The sequence below is a fragment of the Salinicola rhizosphaerae genome, from assembly GCF_014652715.1.
In the GTDB taxonomy this organism is placed as follows: Bacteria; Pseudomonadota; Gammaproteobacteria; order Pseudomonadales; family Halomonadaceae; genus Salinicola; species Salinicola rhizosphaerae.
Window position 1 is genome coordinate 31,569 of the sequence record NZ_BMZI01000005.1, and the last position, 24,108, is coordinate 55,676.

Here is a 24,108-nt window from a genome sequence, read left to right on the forward strand (position 1 = left end):
CAGGCCAAAGCCCGTACCGTTGAGAATCACCGGGCTCCAGAGCTGGGCCTGCGAGGATTGCAGTTCGGCGATCAGCTGATCGAAACGCTGCCCGACGCCGGCCTGCTCGATGACGTCGGCGTAGTCGATCTTCGCCGCCTCCATCAGCTGCAGCAGTGCCCAGGTCGTGCCGCGCGCTTCGAAGAAGACGTTGTCGATCCGGAACCAGGGTGTGCTCTCGTCCTGAGCATTCCCGCTCGGCGACTGGCCAACATTGGCAGCCAGCTGACGGGTCTGCGTCTGCAGCCGCTGACCGACCTGCTCGAGCCACGTAGACAGCGCCTCGGCAGAGAGCGAAGCCGGCGAGGCATCGCTCGGCTGAGAGCCCGACTGATCGGCAGATGCCGCAGCCTGATTCGGCGCGCCAGGTCCGCTGGCGTTTTCCAGCGCCGTGAACGTTTCCCCGAGATTGTTGCGGGCAGCCAGCAGGCTCTTCTCGGACTGCGGCCAGCGCCAGCTGTCGAGATCCTTGGAAAGCGACTGTTGGGCGTCACCGAGCGGCGCCTGTCCTGCCTCGATGACGCTGCCCAGCGACGCCACGGCATCCTGGATCTGTTGGGTGACGCCAGTTTCCCAGTTGGGCATGTTGTCGAGCCACAGCCCCGGCGGCATCACGTCGTTGCGAAGATAGCCACCCGGCTTGTCGAGCAGCGTCTCCAGCATCGAGATGTTGGTTGCCAGCAGCGCCTCGCCGGGCTGAATCGTCGGCGCGGGCTGATCACCGCGAGCCTGGGAGTCGACCGCCTCGGGGAAACCCCGATGCTGAGCGACGGCCTGGGCCGGGTCGGTCGGTGCCGGCGTCCAGCTCCACCAGATACCCAGCACGATGCAGATGAGCAGATAGAGCACGACCAGCGTCACTATCGGCTTCCAGATCCAACCGTACTGCGGCGTTTCGAGAACGTCGGTGCGCGAGGTCGGCGTCTTCTTGCGAAACAGGGCCATGGACGATCCTTGTCATTCAAGAGGTTGGGAGACGAATAAGAGTATCCTATCATGCTCCTTCCGGCGCGCAGCGCGCCTTTGGATGTAGTGTCGGTCTGTCGGGCGCTGGAGGCGTCAGTGCGCACCGAGCGACGTCGCCGGGCAGGATGATGGCGAACTGGCGAGACCATCGCGATCACCGGCATGGCACTTTTACGCCCGGCCGCCGTCGAAGAGTGCGGCGCCGTGATGTCTGTGCGCTCGACACCTTCGGGCACCCGGTAAATCCGTTCATCGCCAGCGTCAATTCCACTGCATGGCGGGCCTCACGCTCGCTTCGGTCATCGTCTCAGGAATCACTCGTTCAGCATGTCTCGCATCTCGTCCTGGATTCTCACCCTCTTTGTCTGTCTGATGACGCCGGCAGGCGTCGCCCAGGGCGCGTCGCTGTTCGGATTCGGAGAGGAGGAATCCGCCGCGCCCACCAGCAATCAGGCCGACTTCCTGCCCGTGGACGAGGCCTTTCATGCCTATGCCTGGCACCAGGATGGCCGTCTCTTCGTCGGCATACGCAACCAGCCAGGTTATTACCTTTACCGTCACCGATTCGGACTCGAGAGCCGCAGGCCCGGCCTAACGCTGGACGATCCCGACATCCCTCCCGGCAAGTTCAAGCACGATCAATATCTTGGCGACGTGCACGTCTTCTATGGCCGAGTCGTACTCAGCGCTGCCCTGCCGAAACCGCCCGCCGACAGCGTTGGCGCCATTCCGGTCACCTTGACGTTCCAGGGCTGCGCCGATGCCGGGCTCTGCTATCCACCGGAGCATTGGCAGCTCGCAGCCAAGGCGGGCGGGCCGCCCGAGGCATTCACCGATGCCAGCAACGAAGCGCAGGCGTCACCGATCGCCTCGCGTGCAGCGCCGACCGCCGATCCCTTCCGCCCTGCCGACTCGCCGGACGCCAAGGCCGACGCGGTACCGCAAGCCGATCCGGTCTCGCCCGCGGCCACTCTCGAACCCCCGGCCAGCGCCACGACGCCGTCCGAGCCGGCACCGGCGAGTGACGCATCTCCGATCAGCGCCGACGGACGTTTCCGGGCGCTGCTGAGCGGCGGGATCGGGATAGCCACGCTGGGGCTTTTCTTTCTTGCCGGGATCGGTCTGACGTTCACGCCCTGCGTGCTGCCGATGATTCCGATTCTAACATCGATCATCGTCGGCCAGAACGCCGGGCGTCGCCGCGCACTCGGGCTCTCGCTCAGTTATGTCGCCGGCATGGCGGTCACGTTCACCGCGCTGGGCACGCTGATGGGACTGTTTGGTGCCTCGCTCAATCTTCAGGCTCGGCTGCAGTCGGTCTGGGTGCTGGTGCCGTTCGCCCTGCTGTTCGTGCTTTTCGCCGTCGCCATGTTCGGCGGATTCGACCTGCGTCTGCCCGGCGGGTTTGGCCGACACGTCGATCGCTGGCAGGATCGCCTGCAGCGTAGCGGCCCGCCGGGACTGGCGACGGCCGGTGCCCTCTCGGTCCTGGTCGTATCCCCTTGCGTCTCCGCGCCACTCGCCGGCGCGCTCGTCTTCATCTCGAGCACCGGCGATGTCCTGGGCGGTGCGCTGGCGCTGCTGGCGCTCGGCCTCGGCATGGGTCTGCCGCTGGTCGTCGTCGGCACCTTTGGCAGCCAGTGGCTGCCGCGCGCCGGTGCCTGGATGAATGGGGTCAAGTCGCTGTTCGGCGTCATGCTGCTGGCGGTGGCTATCTGGCTCGTCGAGCGGCTGCTGCCAGGCCCCATCGTACTGCTGCTGTGGTCTGCGCTGGCTATCGGCAGCGCACTGGCAATGGGAGCGCTTCGATTCGACGGCGCTGCCCCGCAAGGTTGGCGGCTAGTGCGGCTGGTCGCGGGATGGATGCTGCTGTTCTGGGGTGCGGCGCTGGTGTGGGGCGCCGCCCAGGGCGGCAGCGATCCGCTGCGCCCGCTCACTGCCGCAACGGCTGGGGCCGGGACCGACGTCACGCGCCCTCATTTCCGGACCGTCACCTCACTCGATGCGCTCCAGGCCGCACTGCAGGACGCCCGATCCGACGGCCGGCCGGCGATGGTCGATGTCAGCGCCGACTGGTGCATCTCGTGCAAAGTCATGGAGCGCGAGGTCTTCCCGCGGCCGGAGATCGCCCGGCGGCTGGCCGGATTCACGCTGATCCGGGCAGATGTCACCGATGATGCCCCCGCGAGCCGCACGCTACTCGAGCACTACGGTCTGTTCGGCCCACCGGGACTCCTCTTCTTCTCCCGCGGAAAGGAGCTTCGTGCTGCCCGCGTCCAGGGTGAAGTGGACGCAATCGAGCTTGCCGACCACCTAGACGCCGTACAACGCCAGATCGCCAACTGAGCCGCAGAGCCGGTCGCTCGGCTTTCACGCCCCGCAGCGTTTTTGGGTTGCCAGAGGTTTTCAGCTTTCAGTTCGCAGCTCGTGGCTCGTGGCTCGTGGCTCCTGAGCCAAGTTAGCGAACAACGTTCGGGCATCAGGCTGGACACTCCTCCTAAATTTCGGCAAACTCCCTTCCCATCGAAAAACGACGCGCCGGTGCAGTCATCTTGCAGCAAAGTGACGATATCTCGGCGATTCGAGACAGGGTTAACAGCGCAAGGAAGGTCATGTCCAGCGTACTCGTCCTCAACGGTCCCAACCTGAATCTGCTCGGTACGCGCGAGCCGTCGATCTACGGCACGACGACGCTCGAGGATATTCGCATGCGCCTGACCGAGCGGGCGCTGAGCGCCGGTCATCAGCTCGACTGGCTGCAGTCCAACGCCGAGCACGAGCTGGTCGAGCGCGTTCATCAGGCAAGAGCGCAGAACGTCGACTTCATCCTGCTCAATGCCGCCGCCTTTACCCACACCAGCGTGGCCCTGCGCGATGCGCTGAAAGGCGTCGACATTCCGTTCATCGAGCTGCACCTCTCCAACGTGCATGCGCGCGAGCCGTTTCGTCACCACTCCTATTTTTCCGACATCGCCCGCGGTGTCATTGCCGGTTTCGGCGCCGACAGCTATGTACTGGCGCTGGATGCCGCACTTTCCCAGCTGGGTCGAGACTGACCCGCTCTCTTTCATCGCCGGGCCTTCATTCACACCCGCTACAGACATCAATAGAGCCGAGACATCGCCATGGATATTCGCAAGGTCAAGAAACTCATCGAACTGCTCGAAGAGTCCAACATCAGCGAAATCGAGATTCAGGAAGGTGAGGAATCCGTTCGCATCAGCCGTCACCCCAACGGCTTCGGCGCGATGCAGCAGCCGATGATGATGCCGCAGTCGATGGCGCCTGCCGCACCGGCAGCCGCGACCTCTCCGGCGCCGGACCCCGCAGAGCCGGCTCCGGTGCAGCCGACTGGCCATGCCGTGGCCTCGCCGATGGTCGGCACCTTCTATCGCTCACCGGCACCGGGTGCCAAGGCGTTTATCGAAGTCGGCCAGAGCGTCAAGAAAGGCGACACCGTGTGTATCGTCGAAGCGATGAAGATGATGAACCAGATCGAGGCCGACAAGGATGGCGTGATCGAGGCGATCCTGGTCGAGGATGGCGAGCCGGTCGAATTCGACCAGCCGATGATCATCATCGGCTGATCCGCAGCCGTTCATTCTCAACCAGGGCCACACGAGCGAAATCATCATGTTGGACAAGGTACTCATCGCCAACCGCGGCGAGATCGCACTTCGGGTGCTGCGCGCCTGCAAGGAGCTCGGCATCAAGACCGTCGCGGTTCACTCCAAGGCCGACCGGGAACTGATGCACGTGCGCCTGGCCGACGAGGCCGTCTGCATCGGGCCTGCACCGTCGACGCAGTCCTACCTCAACATTCCGGCGCTGATCAGCGCGGCCGAAGTCACGGACTCCAGCGCCATCCATCCGGGTTACGGCTTCCTCTCGGAGAATGCCAACTTCGCCGAGCAGGTGGAGCGTTCCGGATTCATCTTCGTCGGCCCGCGCGCCGAGACCATTCGCCTGATGGGCGACAAGGTCAGCGCGATCAGCGCCATGAAGGAAGCCGGTGTGCCGACGGTGCCCGGCTCGGACGGCCCGCTGCCGGATGACGATGCGGAAATTCGTCGCGTTGCGGCACGCATCGGCTATCCGGTGATCATCAAGGCGGCCGCCGGCGGCGGCGGTCGCGGCATGCGCGTGGTGCGCAACGACGACGAAGTCGCAAAAGCCGTGAGCGTGACGCGCTCCGAAGCCGCTGCCGCCTTCGGCGATGGCACGGTCTACATGGAGAAATTCCTGGAGAATCCGCGCCACGTGGAAGTCCAGGTCATTGCCGACGGCCAGGGGAATGCGGTCCATCTCTATGATCGCGACTGCTCGCTGCAGCGGCGACACCAGAAGGTGCTGGAAGAAGCGCCGGCACCGCATATCGACCCGAAGGCCCGCGCTCAGGTACTCAAGGCTTGTACCGACGCCTGCATCGAAATCAACTACCGCGGCGCCGGCACCTTCGAGTTCCTCTACGAGAACGGCGAGTTCTTCTTCATCGAGATGAACACCCGCGTTCAGGTCGAGCACCCGGTGACCGAGATGGTGACCGGCGTCGATATCGTCAAGGAGCAGTTGCGAATCGCCTGCGGCCAGCCGCTGTCGATCAAGCAGGAAGACGTGCAGCTCAACGGTCACGCTTTCGAGTGCCGAATCAACGCCGAGGATGCACGCACCTTCATGCCCTCCCCCGGCAAGATCGACCTTTATCACCCGCCGGGTGGCCTGGGCGTGCGTATGGATTCGCACATCTACACAGGCTACAGCGTACCGCCGCACTATGACTCCCTGATCGGCAAGCTGATCACCTGGGGCGCCGATCGCGAAATCGCGCTGGTGCGCATGCGCAACGCGCTCGATGAACTGCTGGTCGAGGGCATCAAGACCAACATCGATCTGCAGAAGGATCTGGTACGCGACACCGCGTTCCAGAAAGGTGGCGTCAACATCCACTATCTGGAGAAGAAGCTCGGCCTGAGCTGATCGCTCCAGTCACGACGCACCGCTCGGGGCGAACCATGCTGCGCGAAGCACGCGGCCGGGGTCGCCCCGATCTCGTTTCGATGCCGTAATTGTCTACCGATTCAGGAGAGCGCCCATGGCGTGGCTACAACTCAAGGCCCATATCGCTCCCGAACAGGCCGAATGGCTGGAAGATCTGCTGCTGGCCGAAGGTGCCAGTGCGATCACGCTCCAGGATGCTCACGACGAGCCTGTCTTCGAGCCGGATCTCGGCACTACGCCGCTGTGGCGGGAGACCGTACTGACCGGGCTCTACGACGATCTCGAGGGCGTAGATGCGATGATCGAGCGCGTCCAGCAGGCGTGGGCCGCACAGGCGCCGGACGACCCCGCGCCGCAGATCGACTACGAGCTGCTCGCCGACCGCGATTGGGAGCGCGAATGGATGGACGGCTTCGAGCCGCTCAAGATGGGGAGCCGGCTATGGATCGTGCCCAGCTGGCACGAGGCCCCCGATCCCGACGCGGTCAACCTGTTGCTCGACCCTGGCCTCGCGTTCGGCACCGGTACGCACCCCACGACTGCGCTCTGTCTCGGCTGGCTGGATGACGCCGCGCTGGCGCCGACCGGGACCGACACTCCCGTACACGTTCTGGATTACGGCTGCGGCTCCGGCATTCTCGCGATCGCCGCGCTCAAGCTGGGCGCCGATGTCGCCGTCGGCGTCGACATCGATTCACAGGCGCTGCAGGCGAGCCGCGACAACGCCGAGCGCAACGAGATAGACGACGCTCGATTCATTCTCGACTATCCGGAGAAGCTCGGCCAAGGGGTCTTCCAGGTCGTGGTCGCCAATATTCTGGCCGGGCCGCTGATCGAACTAGCGCCGCAGATCGCCCGGCGTGTCGCCCCCGGCGGACGCATTGCGCTCTCCGGGATTCTCAGCGCCCAGGCGGATTCGGTACTCGATGCCTACCGAGCCCAGGGGCTGGTGATGGAGGAGCCAGTCGAGAAGGAGGGCTGGGTACTGCTCGCGGGACAACGCCGCGCGTAACCGCCGGTAACGTTGCGTTTGCGTGTCAAAAGAAGCCAATTCAGGCCGAGGCGCCCTGGTTTTGAGCGACATTCAAGTGCGAGTCATCCCGGTTGACGCTTAAGTCTGGTGAAGCCAATCAGCGCTTCAACAACGCCGGGGTGGCCGGTATCATAGCTTCCCCGTTTTGCCTGAGCCCTGTAACGATGCGTGATGCCGAGTCATCGTCGACCGATCGCCCGTTGCCCTGCATTGGCCGCCACACGCTGCCCAACCGCGTGATCCTGGCGCCGATGGCCGGCGTCACCGATCGCCCGTTCCGCCAACTCTGTCGAGAGCTGGGGGCGGGGCTGGTGGTCTCGGAAATGGTCATCGCCGACAGCAAACTGTGGCACACGCGCAAATCCCGGCAGCGGCTCGTTCACCGCGGTGAGCCAGGACCCCGTTCGGTCCAGATCGCCGGCGGCGATCCGCAGATGCTCGCCGAGGCTGCCCGCTTGAACGCCGAAGCCGGTGCCGAGATCATCGACATCAACATGGGCTGTCCGGCCAAGAAGGTCTGCAACAAGGCCGCTGGCTCGGCACTCCTGAGAGACGAGCGCCTGGTCGCGGAGATTCTCGATGCCGTGGTCGCCGCCGTCGAGATTCCGGTCACGCTGAAGATTCGTACCGGCTGGTGCGATCAGACGCGTAATGCCGAGCGGGTTGCCCGCCTGGCCGAAGACGCGGGCATCGCCGCGCTGGCCGTGCACGGCCGCACCCGCGAGCAGCGCTACCAGGGTGAAGCGGAGTACGACACCATCGCGGCCGTCAAGCAGCAGGTCTCCATTCCCGTCTTCGCCAACGGCGACGTGACCACGCCACAGCGGGCAGCGGATGTGCTTGCCTACACCGGCGCCGATGCGGTGATGATCGGCCGCGGCGCCCAGGGCAATCCTTGGCTGTTTCGCGAGATAGAACACTTCCTGCGCACCGGTGAGACGCTTGCGCCACCCAGCGCCGAGGAGATCGCCACGACCATGCGCCGTCACCTGCAGGCGCTGCACGAACACTACGGCGACTATCTGGGCGTGCGCGTCGCCCGCAAGCACGTGGGCTGGTATCTCGCCACGCGCGATCCCGGCCGAGAGTGGCGCGCCCGCTTCAATCGGCTGGAGCAGGTCAAACAACAATTCGATTTTCTTCATGAACTCTTTCGCGGTGATTTCGCCGCGATCGGTAATGGAACCCACGCAGCATGAACAGCCGGCATCCTCTGGCCCTCGATGGTGAACTTCCCGCCGAGGCCGACGCATTCTCCGCGCCTGATGCGCTACACGCCCCCATGCCGCACGGCACGCTCAGAGAGTGCGTCGAGCAGGTCATGGAGCGCTACTTCGCGCATCTCGAAGGGGAATCCGTCACCCATCTCTACACCATGGTGCTGGCCGAGGTCGAAGCGCCGCTGCTGGGTGTGGTCATGCGCAATGTCGACGGCAATCAAACTCGCGCCGCCGAACTGCTGGGGCTCAACCGCGGCACCTTGCGCAAGAAGTTGAAACAGTACGACCTGATCTGATTTCTCCACGCTTCGCAGCGCGAAGCGCTAACCGGACGGATGCCCAGCCTCGCTCGCTGCCGCGACGGCCCGCCCGTCCGATTCACCGAAACGCGTTGTTCACGGCGCGTTGATCGACAAGAGTGGATTGGCATGTCACAAAACCCCGCATCCAGCACGCCTCGCGCCGTGCGCCGCGCCCTTCTCAGCGTTTCCGACAAGACCGGCGTCGTCGACTTCGGTCGCGAGCTGGTCGCTCGTGGCGTCGAGCTGCTGTCGACCGGCGGCACCTATCGGCTGCTGCAGGAGAACGGCATCGCGGTGACGGAAGTCTCGGCGCATACCGGCTTTCCGGAAATCATGGACGGTCGCGTGAAGACGCTGCACCCCAAGATTCACGGCGGCATCCTCGGGCGCCGCGGCCAGGACGATGCGGTGATGGCGGAGCACGGGATCGACCCGATCGATATGGTCGTCGTCAACCTCTATCCCTTCGAGCGGACGGTCGCCAACCCGGACTGCACGCTGGCAGATGCCGTCGAGAACATCGATATCGGCGGGCCGACCATGGTGCGTGCCTGCGCCAAGAATCATGACCACACCACCATCGTGGTGAGCGCCGACGACTACTCCCGGGTATTGAAGGACATGGCCAGCCACAACGGGGGCGTGAGCCACAAGACCCGTTTTGATCTGGCCATCAAGGCGTTCGAACATACCGCCGCCTACGACGCCGCTATCGCCAACTACTTCGGTCAGCGCGTCGGCAACGGGGAAGCCGATTTCCCGCGCACGCTGTCGATGCAATTCACGAAGAAACAGAGCATGCGCTACGGCGAGAACCCGCATCAGAAAGCCGCGTTTTATGTCGAAGGCGACTCCGGGGTCGAGGGCGGTTCCAACGGCAAGGAAGCGAGCATCGCCACGGCGACTCAGCTTCAGGGCAAGGCGCTATCGTTCAACAACGTGGCCGATACCGACGCCGCGCTCGAGTGCGTCAAGTCTTATACCAAACCGGCCTGCGTCATCGTCAAGCACGCCAATCCCTGCGGCGTTGCCGTGGTGCCGGATGCCGACGGCGGTATCCGCAAGGCGTACGACCTGGCCTTCGAGACCGACAGTGAATCGGCATTCGGCGGCATCATCGCTTTCAACCGGGAGCTGGACGGCGACACGGCTGCGGCCATCGTGGCCAGGCAGTTTGTCGAGGTCATCATTGCACCGCGCATCTCCGAGGCCGCGCGCGATGCGGTCTCGAGCAAGGCCAACGTGCGCCTGCTCGAGTGCGGTGAACTGCCGGCGAAGAGTGGCAACGGCTGGGACTACAAGCGCGTCAACGGTGGGCTGCTGGTACAAAGCCGCGACACCGGCATGATCGCCGCCGATGACCTCAAGGTCGTCACTCAGCGCGCGCCCTCGGAGCGCGAGCTTCACGACCTGATTTTCGCCTGGAAGGTCGCGAAGTTCGTCAAGTCCAACGCGATCGTCTATGCCAAGAACCGTCAGACGGTCGGCGTTGGCGCGGGTCAGATGAGTCGTGTCAATTCAGCACGGATCGCCGCCATCAAAGCCGAGCAGGCGGGTCTGGAGGTCGCGGGATCGGTGATGGCATCCGACGCCTTCTTTCCCTTCCGTGACGGCCTGGACAACGCCGCGGCGGTGGGTATCACGGCCGTCATTCAGCCCGGTGGCTCGGTGCGTGACGAAGAGGTGGTCGCCGCGGCCAATGAGGCGGGTATCGCGATGGTGTTTACCGGCATGCGTCACTTCAGGCACTGAGCCGCGAGCCAAGAGCCGCGATGCTCAGCGTGATGTTCTCCACGAAAGAGGCCAGCGACGAATGTCGCTGGCCTCTTTCGTAGCTCGTAGCCGCTGTCTACCGCGCCCCGAAACCGGCGCAGTCGAAGCTCTTAGCTCGTCGCTTACGATTGCCCCAGATCGATACAGAGATATTTGATCTCCATGTACTCGTCGAGGCCGTACTTAGAACCCTCACGGCCGAGCCCTGAGGCCTTGACGCCACCGAATGGAGCACTGGCATTAGAGATCAGGCCGGTGTTGATGCCGACCATCCCGTACTCCAGCGCTTCGGCAACACGCCACACGCGGCCGAGATCCTTCGAGTAAAAGTAGGAGGCGAGGCCGAACTGGGTGTCGTTGGCCATGCGCACCGCTTCTTCTTCCGTCTCGAACGGGAACACAGCGGCAAGCGGGCCAAAGGTCTCTTCGGTCGCGACCTTCATGTCCGGCGTGACGTGGCTCACCAGTGTTGGCGAGAAGAAGCGACCGCCCAGCGAATGTTCGTGCCCGCCCAACAGCAGCTGCGCGCCCTTGTCGGTGGCATCCTTGATGTGCTCCGACACCTTGGCAACGGCGTCTTCGTCGATGAGCGGCCCGATATTGACGCCCTCTTCGAACCCGTCACCCACCTTGAGCTCGCTGTTCATCGCTGCTGCCAGCTTCTCGCTGAACGCATTGACCACGCTGGACTGCACCAGGAAGCGATTGGTGCAGACGCAGGTCTGACCAGCGTTGCGGAATTTGGAGGCAATGGCGCCCTCGACCGCCGCGTCCAGATCGGCATCCTCGAAGACCAGGAACGGCGCGTTGCCGCCCAGCTCGAGCGAGATCTTCTGAATGTGCTGCGCCGCGTTCGCCATCAGCGAGCTGCCGACTTCCGTCGAGCCGGTGAAAGTGACCTTGCGCACGACAGGCGAATCGGTCATCGCCTTGGCAATGTCGCTGGCCTTGCCGGGAACCACGTTGAATACGCCTTTCGGCACCCCAGCCTGCTCCGCGAGCGCGGCGAGCGCCGTCGCCGAAAACGGCGTCTGGCTGGCCGGCTTGATGACGATCGTGCAACCGGCTGCCAGTGCGGCCGCTGCCTTGCGCGTGATCATCGAGGACGGGAAGTTCCACGGCGTGATGGCGCCAACGACGCCAACCGGCTGCTTGGTGACGACGATTCGCTGCTGATTGCTGGCCGCGGGAATGGTGTCGCCGTAGATGCGCCGCGCCTCTTCGGCGAACCAGCGCATGAAGCTGGCCGCGTAGACGATCTCGCCGGCAGCCTCCTTGACCGGTTTACCCTGTTCGGCGGTCATGATGGCAGCCAGCTCATCCTTGTGTTCGAGCATCAGCTCGTACCACTTCATCAGGATATCTGCCCGCTCCTGCGCCGTATGATTGCGCCAGCCCGGCAGCGCCGCTTCGGCGGCTTCGATCGCACGCTCGGTCTCGGCACGACCGAGACGCGGCATGCGCCCGAGAATGTCACCGGTAGCAGGGTTGTCGACGTCGATCTGTTCGCCGCTGTCGGCCGCCACCCAGCTGCCGTCGATGTAGGCAAAGGGACGGAAAAGCGCGCTCTCTTTCACGGATTGCATGAATCACTCCTTCCTGGATGTGCTTGTCGGCGATGATAGTTCGGCGCCCGCGGCCACACATCGGGACGCCGGCAACGCGGCCAATGCCTGCACCGCCGCCTCGTCGGCGGCGCGCCATCATCGCAGACGGTCTCGATCCTGACGGATAGGCGTCGACGACCGAGAAGCTCGACTATCAAGACATTCGGTTCGCGAGACGCTGGATTCCCGAGAGAGTCGACTGTCGGGATCTTTCACGCCCACGGTCTCCGCTGCCGAAAGGATGGCGCGTAACGGCCGACTCTGCCAGTGCTATTCATCCGTCGGCAGTGCTTCCTGGTCATCCGCCGGCAGCGCGTCTCGACCATCCGCTCAAAGACTTCCTCGGGCGAGGCGAGCTCACCACCCAGTCCACAGCGTGACACCGACCGCGATCACGATCGCCAGACCACTAACCCAGTAGCCGCTGAAGCGCTCCGGCGCACGATGGACATGACGAAGACCCGTCCAGGCCAGAATCAGCGCGACGATCTCGACCACGAACGCGTAGCGCCCGGCGCTGAAGCCGACCACCGAGAGCACGAAGGCCGCCAATGACCAGTGCGAGAGCTGCTTGCGCAGGGTCTTGCCGCTGGCGTCGCGCGCCAGGCTGGCACGACGCTGCGCTTCCGGTCGATTGAAGACCTGGACCGCTCGACCCTCGCGCACCTCAAAACGCACCGGCAGGTTCTCGCGAGGCAGTCCCCGGCCCCGCCACTGCGCAAGTTCGAAGGGGTAACGCTGGCCTTGCGGTGTCTCGACCTCGCCCGCCTGGGCGTCATCATCGAAACGAATGAGATGACCATCCATGTCGTGCCCTATCCCGAAAAAACGCGTGCTGTCGCCAACGCTCAGCGGCCGTTGACCAGCATCAAAAATTCCTGGCGAGTGGTCTGGTTCTTGCGGAAGCTGCCCAGCATCACCGAGGTTTTCATGCTCGAGTTCTGCTTCTCGACGCCGCGCATCATCATGCACATGTGCTGGGCTTCGATCACCACGCCGACACCGCGAGCTTCGGTGACCTGCATGACCGCTTCGGCAATTTCACGCGTCAGATTCTCCTGAATCTGCAGTCGGCGGGCGTACATGTCCACGATGCGCGCGAATTTGGAGAGCCCCAGCACCTTGCCTTGCGGTAGATAGGCGATATGACACTTGCCGATGAACGGCAGTACGTGGTGCTCGCACATCGAGTACATCTCGATATCCTTGACCAGCACCATCTCGTCGGTGTCCGAGGCGAAGACCGCGCCGTTGACCAGCGATTCCAGCGACTGATGATAGCCCTGCGTCAGGAACTCCATCGCCTTGGCGGCACGCATGGGGGTGTTGCGCAGGCCCTCGCGCTCCGGATTCTCGCCGAGCTTTTCCAGAATGCCGCGGAAGTGACCTGCCAGTTGCTCTGTCATGTTGCTGCCTTGCCTCTCGTCTTTCGATATTGGCGATGGGCCGGCAAGCGCAAGCCGCCTCTCCATCGGTGCGCCAATTCTAGCGAAACTCCCTCGACGGCTCTATCGATAAGATCTTGGAATCGAGCGCCTGAGGGCGGGTTTCACGCCAGCCAGCGCGGCGAGTCCAGCAGAATACGCTGCTGCTCGAGGTGGCGGATATGCTGATCCCAATAGCCGGAATCGGCCACGTAGGGAAAGGCACGGGGGAAGGCCGGGTCATCCCACCTCGAGGTCAACCAGGCGCTATGTCGAATCAGTCTCAGCGTACGCAGTGTCTCGATCCAGCCAAGCTGCCGGCGATCGAATTCGAGGCTGGACTCGTAGCCCTCGATCACCTCGGAAAGCTGCATCTGCCACTCTTCGGGACTCTGCGCCGTCAACAGCATCCAGAGATCCTGCACGGCCGGCGCCATCGCACAATCATCGAAGTCGACCAGCGCAAACTGCTCGTCACGGCCGAGCATATTGCCAAGATGACAGTCGCCGTGAACGCGCTGCAGCGCCGATGCGGGCCAGGCATGATCGCGCAGCAACGGCAGCAGCGCTTCGATCACTCTGGCGTACACGTCACGCTGGCGCGCGTTCAGCCAACGGGCCTGCAGCACCCTTTCGCGGCTTTCGCAGACCATCCGGTCAACGTCGAAGTGAGGGCGATGTCGGAACGGTTGCCGTGCTGCGACCTCATGAACGCGACCGATCAGCTCTCCGAGCGCAAACAGGTGGGCAGGATTGTCGAGCTCGGGCGCCTGCCCCACGACGTTGGCGAACAGCGAGAAGCGAAAGCCGCCATGGTGATGAAGCGTTTCGCCACTCTCACTTACCCAAGGGGCACCGACCGGAATGTCATTGGCAGCCAGCTCCCCAAGAAACGCATGCTCTTCGAGGATCTGCTCATCGCGCCAGCGTTCGGGTCGATAGAACTTGACGACCCAGCGCCGCCGATCGTCGTCGGTCAGCGAGTAGACGCGATTTTCGTAACTGTTGAGCGCGAACGGTTCGCCGGGTAGCCAGAAACCCAGCGACTCGACCGCTTCGACCACGCGCTGGGGGGTCAGCGACTCGAACGGATGCGCAGAAGCGTCGCTCATACGACCTCGGATATGGTGTCAATGCTTGCGCGCATCGTATCAGATTCGCGCCGAGGGCGTCCGTGCCAGCGCGAGCGCCGTTACGCTCTCGGCACCCGCCTTCCGGCACGCCCGGGCGAGCGCATCCAGCGTGGCACCGGTCGTCATCACGTCGTCCACGACGATGACCGAGGCCGGCAGCGGATGCGCCACCACGAAAGCGTCTTTGACGTTACGCCGGCGCGCCCGCCGGTCCAGCCCCCGCTGAGACGGCGTCTGTGCGAGCCGGCGCGCCGGAATCAGCGGCAGCTCGAGGCGATCGGCCAGCCGCCTCGCCAGCCAGGCGGCGTGGTCGAACCCTCGCTCATGGGTTCTCTCGCGCTGCCCCGGCACGGCCACGATCGCTTCCCCGAGTCGGGGAAAACGCCGCTGAGCCTGCTGGAGCGCCGCCGTCAGCAGCCGAATCATCACCTCCCCGGCGCGAGGGTCCGCGGAAAACTTGAAGCGCTGCACCAGCGCAATCATCCGCCCTTCATAGCGCAGAGGCGTCAAGGTGCGCGCCATCGCCGGCGGTCGGCGCAGACAGTGCCCGCACAGCCGACCACTGGCGGTCGCCGATCCCAGGGGTTCTCCGCAGCATTCGCAGGCGTGACGATTCCAGGGCATCTCGCCATAACAGGCTTGGCACCAGGTCGCATCGCCTCCGACCGGTGCGTGGCAGAACGTACAGTAACCCGGCAGCGCCTGCTCCAGCGCAGCATTCACGCCGCGCAAGAGACGCCGAAATCGCCATTTCAGCGCCGTCTGTCGGTTAGCGCCGGATCGCTCCAAGAGCGTATTGCCATGTTCCGCCATTGCACTCCGTCGACCTGTCAGCACCTGTTACTCCGTTGTCGACCCGAGTCGGCAGAACTTGAGCCCCCGGCATGACGCCCGTGAATGGCAGGCGGCGACCGCCGATTGACTTCGCATCCGCCGCACGTACAATAGGCGCGCCCTCATCTTGCGGATGTGGTGGAATTGGTAGACACGCTAGATTTAGGTTCTAGTGCCGAGAGGCGTGGGAGTTCGAGTCTCCCCATCCGCACCATCTGATTTTCAACGGTTTTTTGCCGAAACGAAGTCCTCGAGTTGGGTCACTGGATCGTGAGTGTGACCAGATCGTGACTTTGGCCGAACCCCGTTGGCTGCCTGTAAGACCTTCAACGCCCAATGTATCCACCGCGAACTCGTGGCGATCAAGCTTTGCGGTCGCGGTGCTTCGCTCCCCTGCCCGATGGAACACCAACCTTGACGGATGCCCGTCACCCATGACCGTCGTTCTCGGCCATCCCGCGTGGAGCGTAGCCGGCGAGCCTGAAACCCGCGGTGCAAGTTGCGAACGCAAGATCCCGGCACCGAGGTGCCGGGATCGTCGTTTATCATCGCCCGGTCATGCCGGAAGATCGCCCTCAGGGCCCGCCATGGCCGCCGCCACCCGGACCGCCACCAACACCCGGCCCCCCGGATGCGCCATGCTGAGCTGATTCGCCGCCACCGGGGCCTCCGTGATGCGGTCCCCACCAGGCACAGCCACTCAATCCCAGCGCGATCGCACAGGACAAGATCCATAGATAACGTGTCATTGACGTACTCCTTGTCATGAGATGAGCGCCCAGGGTGCCATGGGCGTGAGCAAGAAATGCGCAAATGACGGCGCCGGAAACGATCGCTGACTGCCGGCCTTTCGCTCAGATACAAAAACGCCTCCCCGATAGGGAAGGCGTCGATGACATCAAGGCGTGCCGGCTGGCGGCAGTTACTGGCTCTTCTGCGCCTCGGCAGCGGCGTCGCTCTGGCCATCGGCATTGATATCGTCGAGAGCCTCGCTATCGTCGATATCAGTCGGCTCGGCGGTTTCCGAATCGACGGAATCCATCGCATCGTCTGCCGCAGCGCTGTGGCCTGACTCGTTGCTCATGGCATCGGTGCTGTCGTGGCTCTGATCGGTGACACCGGAGCCGGATTCCATCGGCTGATTGTCGGCGTCGTAGGCATCTTCCATGGCATCGCTCTGGGCCTGCGCCACACTGGCACCCATGATCATCATCAGCCCGGAAATTGCCGCAATCGCTGTTCCTTTCTTCATGACAGACTCCCTCTTCTTCCTGTGAATCGGTTCTTGCCCGGTGTCATTGCTGGCTCGAGATCCGTTCTGGCTCGAGAACGGCCTCATCGGCGCCCTCGTGCCGCTCATCACGACCTCAACAGCAGCATAGACCAGTTCGCCAATTTTGCTGTCGGTAAAACCAACGTCATCGACGCTCATATGCCCCTTTCACGACGACGTGATTGATACGGCAAAATTAGGCTCGATAAAACGCGGCCTGATAAAACGAAAGGCGAGCCCGTCAGGGCCCGCCTTTTTTTTGATTCGCGTCCGCAGTGACATCCTGTCCCGCTTTCCCCGGAGGGCGATCATCCTGATCCAGCGTGCGCGCGAAGCTGTGCTGTGGAGCTGCGCGGTATCCTCCTGATTCCGACAGCCCCGGCGGTCATCCTTGACCCCCGACTGACACTCCGTTATCTCGACTGGACGCCCTAATGAACCCGGTCATTGGCCGTCAGCGAGCGTTTCCTTGACTCCGATCCCTGGAGCGAAGCGTCAGTTAACGGAAACAAAGTTATACAAGAGTTGTTACAAGGTCAAGGGGTACGATCAGTTTTTTTGAGTACCGAGGCCTTTCGGGGGCCAGGCAAAGCGCGACGGCGAAGAGAGGCAGACAAAAGAAAACCGGCGGAAGGACGCCGGTTTCCGGTACTAGCCACGCCAATGTCATCGATGCCAATGCCGTTGGAGACAGTGACCTTCTCTACCTTGGCCTATCAGCACCAATTCGACCCATGCTCCTGAACCGGTGGTTCATTCCCTGGCCCAACCGCTAACCAACGCCATGCGTAAATCCCTTGGTCACGTCCCTGCGGCAGCCCTCTGGAGAAGAATCGCTGAAATGTTAGATCAATACATTACATACTACAAAGCAACGTACAAAATATTGACGAAAATCGCCGCCTCTTTCACCACCCCCCGTCGTGCTCGGGCCGCAGCGGCCCGCTCCCGGGAGTCACCGGAGCGCGATGGCGCAAGACCAACGCCATTCGTTACCGGATGGCGAAACAGGCACTTTCATCTAACCTTCGGCTACGCCAAGTCACAAGGAACATCATGAAGGTTCGCGACACGCACCTGCGCCAATGGCTCAGCCGAACGGCTTCGGCCGGCTATGTCGCCAAAGGCATCATCTATTTCGCTATCGGCTGGCTGGCACTGCTCACGTCGATTGGCCTGGGCGGTAGCGAGAGCGGCGCGGCAGACGTGATTCAGCGCATCGCTCTCTGGCCGTTCGGGGGATTTCTGCTGGCGCTGCTGGGCGGCGGCCTGATCGCGTACGTGGCATGGAGACTGGGGCAGGCTTTCTGGGACACCGAGTCCAAGGGGCGAAGTCTCGTGGGATGGTGTCAGCGCCTGGGATTCGTGATCAGTGGTGGCCTCTACGCCGTTCTCGCCTGGCAGTGTACGCAGCTGCTGTTCAACAGTTTCTCGAGCGGCAACAGTAGCACCGGCGAACGCACCGAGCGCGTCCTCGGTCTGCCGGGTGGTCGCTGGCTACTTCTGTGCCTGGCAGTGATTTTCATCGGCGTGGGTGTCAACCAGATGGTGCGCGCCTGGCGGCGCGCCTATCGCAAGAACTGGCACCTCGCGGACCGCCCCAATCCGCCGTTGCCGCTGCTCGAGGGCATTGCCAGATTCGGCCTCGCCGCGAGGGGCGTCACGTTCATGATCATCGGCGGTCTTCTCGGCTTGGCGGCGTGGAAATTGACGCCGAGCAAGGCAGAAGGACTCGGTGGCGCGCTCGATCTGCTCGCTCACCAGCCGTTTGGCGACTGGCTACTCGGTGTGGTGGCAGCCGGCCTGATCGCCTATGGCGGCTACTGCTTCATCAACGCGGGATATCGTCGGGTCGGCAGGCTCCGTCGCTAGACGCTCGCGGCAGCGGCATTTCTCCCTTCATCAACGACAAGGACCGCCGAAGCGGTCCTTGTCACGAGCGAGCCGGCGCCTCGCGGCGACCTTGCCATCGAGCCGCCTTAACTCAGCAGCATCGACCCGCCAACGGCGGCGATCGCCGCGCCGATGCCTCGTAGCCAACGGCTGTCGCGGCGCGAAAGCCAGCTTCCCAGCGTGCGGCCAACCAGCGTGATACCAACACTCGAGATCAGGAACCCCAGAGCGAAGAGCGCGGCCGAGGCGTCGGGAGCCAATTCGCTGCCGTGAGCGTGGCCATGCATCAGAATGAACGCGAAAACGAGCGGCCCGCCCACCGCGGTCGGTAGCTTGACCAGCGTGGCGACCAGGATGCCGGCCAGCAGGACGCTGGAAGCGATACCGAATTCAACCCCGAGCAGAGGCACGCCGGCCCAGGCCAGTCCCGCCCCGCAGATCATGCCCAGTGCGATGACCAGCGGCATCCAGCGCCGCAGCATCGGCGCCTGACGTGCACTCCACAGCCCGATCGCCAGCATCGCAAGCAGATGATCCAGCCCGGTGAGTGGGTGCATGATGCCCGCGGCGAAACTCCCGCCATGGGTGTGCGGTAGGACTCCCGGATGCGCCAGCGCCGCCGTGGTGGCAAGCAGTGCCAGCGGTGCGCTGAGCCAGGCGAGGCGGCGAGACGTTGTCGTTGGAAGATAGGCCACGTGTGATCTCCTTGAATGCAAACGAGGTATAGGGCCGTGACGATGAAAGGCCCCGAGTGTGAAGCGCTGCGACAGCGCCTCAGTGGGCTGTCAGCAGCGCCTGATCCTGGATGGCACGACGCGCTTCGCCACGGCGCTCGGGCAGCATGCCCTGGTCGAGGATGAAACGCACGATGGTCTCGACGCCGACGCCGTCGTGAAGATTGGTGAACACGAACGGGCGCTGGCCGCGCTGCGCCTTCGCATCTCGCTCCATCACCTCGAGCGAGGCGTGCACCGATTCGGCGATGTCGATCTTGTTGATGATCAGCAGATCGGACTTGGTAATGCCTGGCCCACCCTTGCGCGGAATCTTGTCACCGGCGGAGACATCGATGACGTAGAGCGTCAGATCGGAAAGTTCCGGGCTGAAGGTCGCCGCCAAGTTGTCGCCCCCGGATTCGACCAGCACCAGCTCGAGATCCGGGTGGCGCTCGTGCAGGTCATCGATCGCCGCGAGATTCATCGAGGCATCCTCGCGAATCGCCGTGTGCGGGCAGCCTCCCGTCTCCACGCCGATGATACGATCCGCCGCCAGCGCATCGTGGCGCAGCAGGAAATCCGCGTCCTCGCGCGTATAGATATCATTGGTCACCACGGCGATATCGTAGTGGCCGCGCAGCGCCAGGCAGAGCTGCTTGAGTAGTGCGGTCTTGCCGGAACCCACCGGGCCACCGACGCCGACACGTAGACAGTGCTTCATGATCTTCTCCTTGTACTTTCCTCATCGGACGCTGACGAGGGCATCGTCGCGCCAGACATTCAACTTCTGAACAGGCGCGAGTACTGTGTTTCGTGAAGTGCGCTCGCCAGCGCCAGCCCGGGCAGTGCCGGCCCGAGTTCGGCGTCCTCGAGCGCATTGGCCTGCTCGACCGCCGCTGCCAGCGCCGGACGCAGTCGTTCGATCAAGCGCTGCGCCGCCGTCTGCCCTAGCGGCAAGGCCTTGCACGCCGTCGCCAGCTGATTTTCGAGCCAGGCCCAGGCGAAACCGAGCTGGGCGTCGGCACAGGCGATCCCGCGCCGCTCGGCGGTCCAGGCGAACAGGGTCACGTAGGTCGGACCGTCGGGAATCAGTCGTTTCGGAGGCGCCAGCGCCAGGTCGCTCAACAAGCGCTCCAACGCCTGTCCCAGCCGCAGATCTTCCTCGGCCAGCTCCCGGGTTTCCCGGTTGGCCTTCAGCCAATCGTTCCAGAACCGCAGCGCATCGCCGTCACCGCGCTGCCAGGCCGCCTGCTGTCGCCCCATCACCGGCAGCTCGCAGCGGGTCAGGCCATCGTCGAGCACACCTAACAGCCACTCTCCGAGGCTCTCCTCATCGTGAACCCAACCGAGCTCGAATGCGCTTTCGAGCCCCTGAGACCAGGCGAAGGCCCCGATCGGCAGCGCCGGGCTCACCAGCTGCATCAAGCCCATCAGCGCCAGCGGATCTCCGGTGCGCGCACCCGTCATTGCTCAGTGCTCATGATCATGCCCGTGGCGATGCGCATGATGGTGCTGAAAGTCATAGACTCGACCGTTCGGTTCGGCGACGCGGTCGACGTTCGGCTCGAGGCCATGAGCCTGACGTGGATCGGCGTGGTGATCATGGCCGTGGTGATCATGGCCGTGGTGATGACCATGATGGTACCCGCCCACTTCTGAATAGGCACCCGGTTCCGGGTCGAACGGCGCCAGATGATGCTCTAGCGTGGCACCCAGGCGCTGTGCCAATGACTCGAGCACGTGATCCGGCGGGAACCGCACCCAACCTTCGTCCCCTTCGACGCCGATGGCGAGCTGAACATGGCGGTTGCCCAGGTGATAGCAGAGCCTCGCCAACTCGAGCTGGCCCGAAATTCGCGCCGTCGCGACGGACTCGGCCGCCGCACGCACCTCGATCACCTCGCCTCCTTCACCGCGCAGCAGGGCGCCATCGCGCAGAACCGGCCCCCGGTCCAGAAACAGGCCGATCTCGCGACCGCTATCGCTGGTCGCCTTGAGGCGCCCGCGACAGCGCAGCTCGAACGGCAGCGTTACGCTATCGCTGGCGACCGCGTCGGAGGTCGCCTCGAGGCGCTGGGTAAATTTCAACATCATTCAATCCTCTTGACGCCTACGCGTGGCTCGTGGCTCGTGGCTCGTGGCTCGTGGCTCGTGGCTCGTGGCTCGTGGCTCAAAACAGATGATAGCGCTGGGCCAACGGCAATTCGGTCGCAGGCTCGCAGGTCAGCAGCTCGCCGTCGGCCCGCACTTCGTAGGTCTGCGGGTCGACTTCCAGATGCGGGCAGGCATCGTTGAGCTTCATGTCGCCTTTGCGCACGCCGCGCACGTTCGTCACCGCAGAAAGCGGACTGTCCAACCCGAGCTTCTCCTTGACGCCGGCAGCCAGCGCCGCCTGACTGACGAAGGTGAGCCGCGTCGCGCTTGCCGCCTTGCCGAGGGCGCCAAACATCGGTCGGTAGTGAACCGGTTGCGGTGTGGGGATGGATGCATTGGCGTCGCCCATCGGCGCCGCCGCGATCATGCCGCCCTTGACGATCAGTGCCGGCTTGACGCCGAAGAAGGCCGGGTCCCAAAGCACCAGGTCCGCCAGCTTGCCGACTTCGATAGAGCCCACCTCGTGAGCGATACCATGGGTCAGCGCGGGGTTGATCGTGTATTTGGCGATATAACGACGGGCGCGGAAGTTATCGGCCCCCAGCGCCTCGTCCTCCGGGAGTAGCCCTCGCTGGACTTTCATCTTGTGGGCGGTCTGCCAGGTGCGGCAGACCACCTCGCCGACCCGCCCCATCGCCTGGGAGTCCGAGGAGATCATCGAGATCACGCCCATGTCGTGCAGAATATCCTCGGCCGCGATGGTCTCGCGGCGAATGCGCGAGTCGGCAAACGCCACGTCTTCCGGGATGTTCGGGTCGAGGTGGTGACACACCATCAGCATGTCGAGATGCTCGTCGATGGTGTTGACGGTGTAGGGCCGGGTCGGGTTGGTCGAGGACGGCAGCACGTAATCCTTGGAACACGCCGTGATGATATCCGGCGCATGACCACCGCCCGCCCCTTCCGTGTGGTAGGTGTGAATGCCACGCTCCTTGAACGCCGCGATCGTATCCTCGACGAAGCCGGATTCATTGAGCGTATCGGTATGGATCGCCACCTGGATGTCGTAGCGCTCGGCCACGCTAAGGCAGTTGTCGATCGATGCCGGCGTCGTGCCCCAATCCTCGTGCAGCTTGAGCCCGATGGCCCCGGCGACGATCTGCGCTTCCAGCGCCTCGGGCAGGCTGGCATTGCCCTTGCCGAGCAGGCCGATATTCATCGGCAGGGTATCGATCGCCTGCAGCATCTTCCCCATGTGCCACTCACCCGGCGTACAGGTGGTGGCATTGGTACCGGTTGCCGGCCCCGTGCCGCCGCCAAGCATCGTGGTCACGCCGCTCATCAGCGCTTCCTCGACCTGCTGCGGGCAGATGAAATGGATGTGCGCATCGATGCCGCCCGCCGTAAGGATCTTGCCCTCGCCAGCAATGATCTCCGTGCCCGGCCCGATGACGATGTCGACGCCGGGCTGCACGTCAGGATTGCCCGCCTTGCCGATGGCCGCGATCCGGCCTTGCTGCAGGCCGACATCCGCCTTGACCACACCCCACCAATCGAGGATCAGCGCGTTGGTGATCACCGTATCCATGACGCTTGCGTCGACTCGCTGGCTCTGCCCCATGCCATCGCGAATGACCTTGCCACCGCCGAACTTCACTTCGTCGCCATAGACAGTGGCATCGCTCTCGACCTGAAGCCAAAGCTCGGTATCGCCGAGACGCACGCGATCGCCAACGGTCGGGCCGTACATGTCGGCATACGCCTGTCGGGTGATTTTCACCATCAGTTGGCCCCCCCGTTGCCGCCGCCAGCGCCATCCAGCAAGCCCATGACGTCACCACGAAAGCCGTAGATACGCCGTTCGCCGACGAAGGGCACCAGCGTCACCTCACGCGTCTGCCCCGGCTCGAAGCGGATCGCCGAGCCTGCCGGCACGTCGAGTCGATAGCCACGCGCCGCGGCGCGATCGAAAGTCAGCGCCGGATTGGTCTCGGCGAAGTGATAATGCGAGCCGACCTGGATCGGCCGATCGCCGGTATTGCCGACCTCGATCACTATCGGCTCGCGACCGACGTTGAGCTCGATCTCACCATCCTGAATCTGCATTTCACCGGGAATCATCGTTTTCCCTTGTTGTCGATTGTTCGTCGCTTAGAGAGCGCTTTTGCTGTGAACGCGGCCACGCGCAAGAACCGCAATCTGACGCGCTGCAAGCGAATGTCAGGGTAGGCGGCAAGCTTCGAAAAAGCGCAGTTGGCTTCAGCCAGTGAGCATTTTTCGAAAGCGTAGCCAACACCGCCTGACCGAGCGCAGCCGCGTCAGACGATGGGGTCGTGAACCGTGACCAGCTTCGTCCCGTCCGGGAATGTCGCTTCGACTTGGACTTCATGGATCATCTCGGCCACGCCATCCATCACATCGTCGCGCCCCAGAATCTCGCGGCCGTAGCCCATCAGATCGGCCACGCTCCTGCCATCGCGCGCCCCCTCCAGAATCTCGAAGCTGATCAACGCCATCGCCTCGGGATAGTTGAGCTTCAAGCCCCGCGCCTTTCGCCTTTCGGCGAGCTGCGCGGCACTGAACAGCAACAGCTTGTCCTTGTCTCTCGGTGTCAGTTCCATATCGTCATCCTGTTCGTTGAGCTGCGAAAGCGCCGGCTTCGGGGCGCGGTAGATAGCAGCTTCGAGCTTCGAGTCTGGCAATGATGCGCCGGCTTCGGGGCGCTGTAAAAAGCCGAGCGCCGGTTTCGAAGCGCCGGTCCCGGGGCGTCATAAAAAGCGGCGCTGTAAAAAGCGGCGCAACA

23 protein-coding genes and 1 tRNA gene are annotated in these 24,108 nt (G+C 63.7%); 10 read left to right on the top strand and 14 right to left on the bottom strand.

Annotated elements, in window-relative coordinates:
- Window positions 1-984, bottom strand: a 984-nt coding sequence (locus IE125_RS11550; protein WP_189444842.1) for a DUF2333 family protein, incomplete at its 3' end; no start/stop codon positions are given.
- A gap of 348 nt (window positions 985-1,332) precedes the next feature.
- Here IE125_RS11550 and dsbD point away from each other — a divergent pair.
- The 8 genes from dsbD to purH all read left to right on the top strand — a co-directional run bounded on the left by dsbD (window position 1,333) and on the right by purH (window position 10,310).
- Complete coding sequence (gene dsbD / locus IE125_RS11555) at window positions 1,333-3,351, top strand: protein-disulfide reductase DsbD (RefSeq protein WP_189444843.1); 2,019 nt, start codon at window positions 1,333-1,335, stop codon at window positions 3,349-3,351.
- A 266-nt stretch (window positions 3,352-3,617) separates the two neighbouring features.
- Window positions 3,618-4,061, top strand: coding sequence for a type II 3-dehydroquinate dehydratase (gene aroQ, locus IE125_RS11560; protein ID WP_189444844.1), 444 nt, complete (start codon window positions 3,618-3,620; stop codon window positions 4,059-4,061).
- A 69-nt stretch (window positions 4,062-4,130) separates the two neighbouring features.
- Window positions 4,131-4,592, top strand: a complete 462-nt coding sequence (gene accB, locus IE125_RS11565; protein WP_189444845.1) for an acetyl-CoA carboxylase biotin carboxyl carrier protein — start codon at window positions 4,131-4,133, stop codon at window positions 4,590-4,592.
- Between the two features lie 46 nt (window positions 4,593-4,638).
- A complete protein-coding gene (accC, locus tag IE125_RS11570; RefSeq protein ID WP_189444846.1) occupies window positions 4,639-5,982 on the top strand; it encodes an acetyl-CoA carboxylase biotin carboxylase subunit in 1,344 nt (447 codons plus the stop codon).
- 115 nt (window positions 5,983-6,097) lie between these two features.
- Window positions 6,098-7,015 (top strand): 50S ribosomal protein L11 methyltransferase, encoded by a 918-nt coding sequence (prmA, locus tag IE125_RS11575; protein WP_189444847.1) that lies wholly within the window; start codon window positions 6,098-6,100, stop codon window positions 7,013-7,015.
- Between the two features lie 185 nt (window positions 7,016-7,200).
- Entirely contained in the window at window positions 7,201-8,235 is a 1,035-nt protein-coding gene (gene dusB / locus IE125_RS11580; RefSeq protein ID WP_189444848.1) for a tRNA dihydrouridine synthase DusB, read from the top strand.
- Between the two features lie 83 nt (window positions 8,236-8,318).
- Window positions 8,319-8,552: a DNA-binding transcriptional regulator Fis gene (gene fis, locus IE125_RS11585; RefSeq protein ID WP_229809109.1), complete on the top strand. Its 234-nt coding sequence runs from the start codon at window positions 8,319-8,321 to the stop codon at window positions 8,550-8,552.
- A gap of 132 nt (window positions 8,553-8,684) precedes the next feature.
- Window positions 8,685-10,310 (top strand): bifunctional phosphoribosylaminoimidazolecarboxamide formyltransferase/IMP cyclohydrolase, encoded by a 1,626-nt coding sequence (gene purH, locus IE125_RS11590; protein WP_189444850.1) that lies wholly within the window; start codon window positions 8,685-8,687, stop codon window positions 10,308-10,310.
- Window positions 10,311-10,453: 143 nt separating this feature from the next.
- On the opposite strand, the gene IE125_RS11595 is transcribed toward purH, so the two are convergent.
- From IE125_RS11595 to IE125_RS11615, 5 genes are all read right to left on the bottom strand, one after another.
- Window positions 10,454-11,917 (bottom strand): NAD-dependent succinate-semialdehyde dehydrogenase, encoded by a 1,464-nt coding sequence (locus IE125_RS11595; protein ID WP_189444851.1) that lies wholly within the window; start codon window positions 11,915-11,917, stop codon window positions 10,454-10,456.
- Window positions 11,918-12,295: 378 nt separating this feature from the next.
- A complete protein-coding gene (locus tag IE125_RS11600; RefSeq protein ID WP_189444852.1) occupies window positions 12,296-12,745 on the bottom strand; it encodes a hypothetical protein in 450 nt (149 codons plus the stop codon).
- A 41-nt stretch (window positions 12,746-12,786) separates the two neighbouring features.
- The gene (folE, locus tag IE125_RS11605; protein ID WP_229809070.1) at window positions 12,787-13,344 is read right to left on the bottom strand and encodes a GTP cyclohydrolase I FolE; all 558 of its coding nucleotides are present in this window, start codon (window positions 13,342-13,344) and stop codon (window positions 12,787-12,789) included.
- A 143-nt stretch (window positions 13,345-13,487) separates the two neighbouring features.
- On the bottom strand, window positions 13,488-14,474 hold the full coding sequence (locus IE125_RS11610; protein ID WP_189444854.1) for a serine/threonine protein kinase: 987 nt from the start codon (window positions 14,472-14,474) through the stop codon (window positions 13,488-13,490).
- Window positions 14,475-14,513: 39 nt separating this feature from the next.
- Entirely contained in the window at window positions 14,514-15,332 is an 819-nt protein-coding gene (locus IE125_RS11615) for a ComFC family protein (RefSeq protein ID WP_229809071.1), read from the bottom strand.
- 126 nt (window positions 15,333-15,458) lie between these two features.
- On the opposite strand from IE125_RS11615, the gene IE125_RS11620 reads away from it, so the two are divergent.
- Window positions 15,459-15,543: transfer RNA gene (locus IE125_RS11620), tRNA-Leu, on the top strand.
- 708 nt (window positions 15,544-16,251) lie between these two features.
- On the opposite strand, the gene IE125_RS19260 is transcribed toward IE125_RS11620, so the two are convergent.
- Window positions 16,252-16,761: a hypothetical protein gene (locus tag IE125_RS19260; protein WP_229809072.1), complete on the bottom strand. Its 510-nt coding sequence runs from the start codon at window positions 16,759-16,761 to the stop codon at window positions 16,252-16,254.
- A gap of 897 nt (window positions 16,762-17,658) precedes the next feature.
- Between IE125_RS19260 and IE125_RS11630 the strand changes: the two genes are divergently transcribed.
- Complete coding sequence (locus IE125_RS11630; RefSeq protein WP_189444856.1) at window positions 17,659-18,474, top strand: DUF1206 domain-containing protein; 816 nt, start codon at window positions 17,659-17,661, stop codon at window positions 18,472-18,474.
- A gap of 107 nt (window positions 18,475-18,581) precedes the next feature.
- Here IE125_RS11630 and IE125_RS11635 read toward each other — a convergent pair whose 3' ends face one another.
- From IE125_RS11635 to IE125_RS11665, 7 genes are all read right to left on the bottom strand, one after another.
- Window positions 18,582-19,190 (bottom strand): HupE/UreJ family protein, encoded by a 609-nt coding sequence (locus IE125_RS11635; RefSeq protein WP_189444857.1) that lies wholly within the window; start codon window positions 19,188-19,190, stop codon window positions 18,582-18,584.
- A 79-nt stretch (window positions 19,191-19,269) separates the two neighbouring features.
- The gene (gene ureG / locus IE125_RS11640) at window positions 19,270-19,932 is read right to left on the bottom strand and encodes an urease accessory protein UreG (protein WP_189444858.1); all 663 of its coding nucleotides are present in this window, start codon (window positions 19,930-19,932) and stop codon (window positions 19,270-19,272) included.
- A gap of 59 nt (window positions 19,933-19,991) precedes the next feature.
- Window positions 19,992-20,678: an urease accessory protein UreF gene (locus IE125_RS11645; RefSeq protein WP_189444859.1), complete on the bottom strand. Its 687-nt coding sequence runs from the start codon at window positions 20,676-20,678 to the stop codon at window positions 19,992-19,994.
- A 3-nt stretch (window positions 20,679-20,681) separates the two neighbouring features.
- Window positions 20,682-21,302, bottom strand: a complete 621-nt coding sequence (ureE, locus tag IE125_RS11650; protein WP_189444860.1) for an urease accessory protein UreE — start codon at window positions 21,300-21,302, stop codon at window positions 20,682-20,684.
- A 79-nt stretch (window positions 21,303-21,381) separates the two neighbouring features.
- Window positions 21,382-23,088 (bottom strand): urease subunit alpha, encoded by a 1,707-nt coding sequence (gene ureC / locus IE125_RS11655; protein WP_189444861.1) that lies wholly within the window; start codon window positions 23,086-23,088, stop codon window positions 21,382-21,384.
- The gene (locus tag IE125_RS11660) at window positions 23,088-23,426 is read right to left on the bottom strand and encodes an urease subunit beta (protein WP_189444862.1); all 339 of its coding nucleotides are present in this window, start codon (window positions 23,424-23,426) and stop codon (window positions 23,088-23,090) included. Before IE125_RS11660 ends, ureC begins: the two co-directional genes overlap by 1 nt.
- A gap of 197 nt (window positions 23,427-23,623) precedes the next feature.
- Complete coding sequence (locus IE125_RS11665) at window positions 23,624-23,926, bottom strand: urease subunit gamma (RefSeq protein ID WP_189444863.1); 303 nt, start codon at window positions 23,924-23,926, stop codon at window positions 23,624-23,626.
- Between the last annotated feature and the right edge of the window lie 182 nt (window positions 23,927-24,108).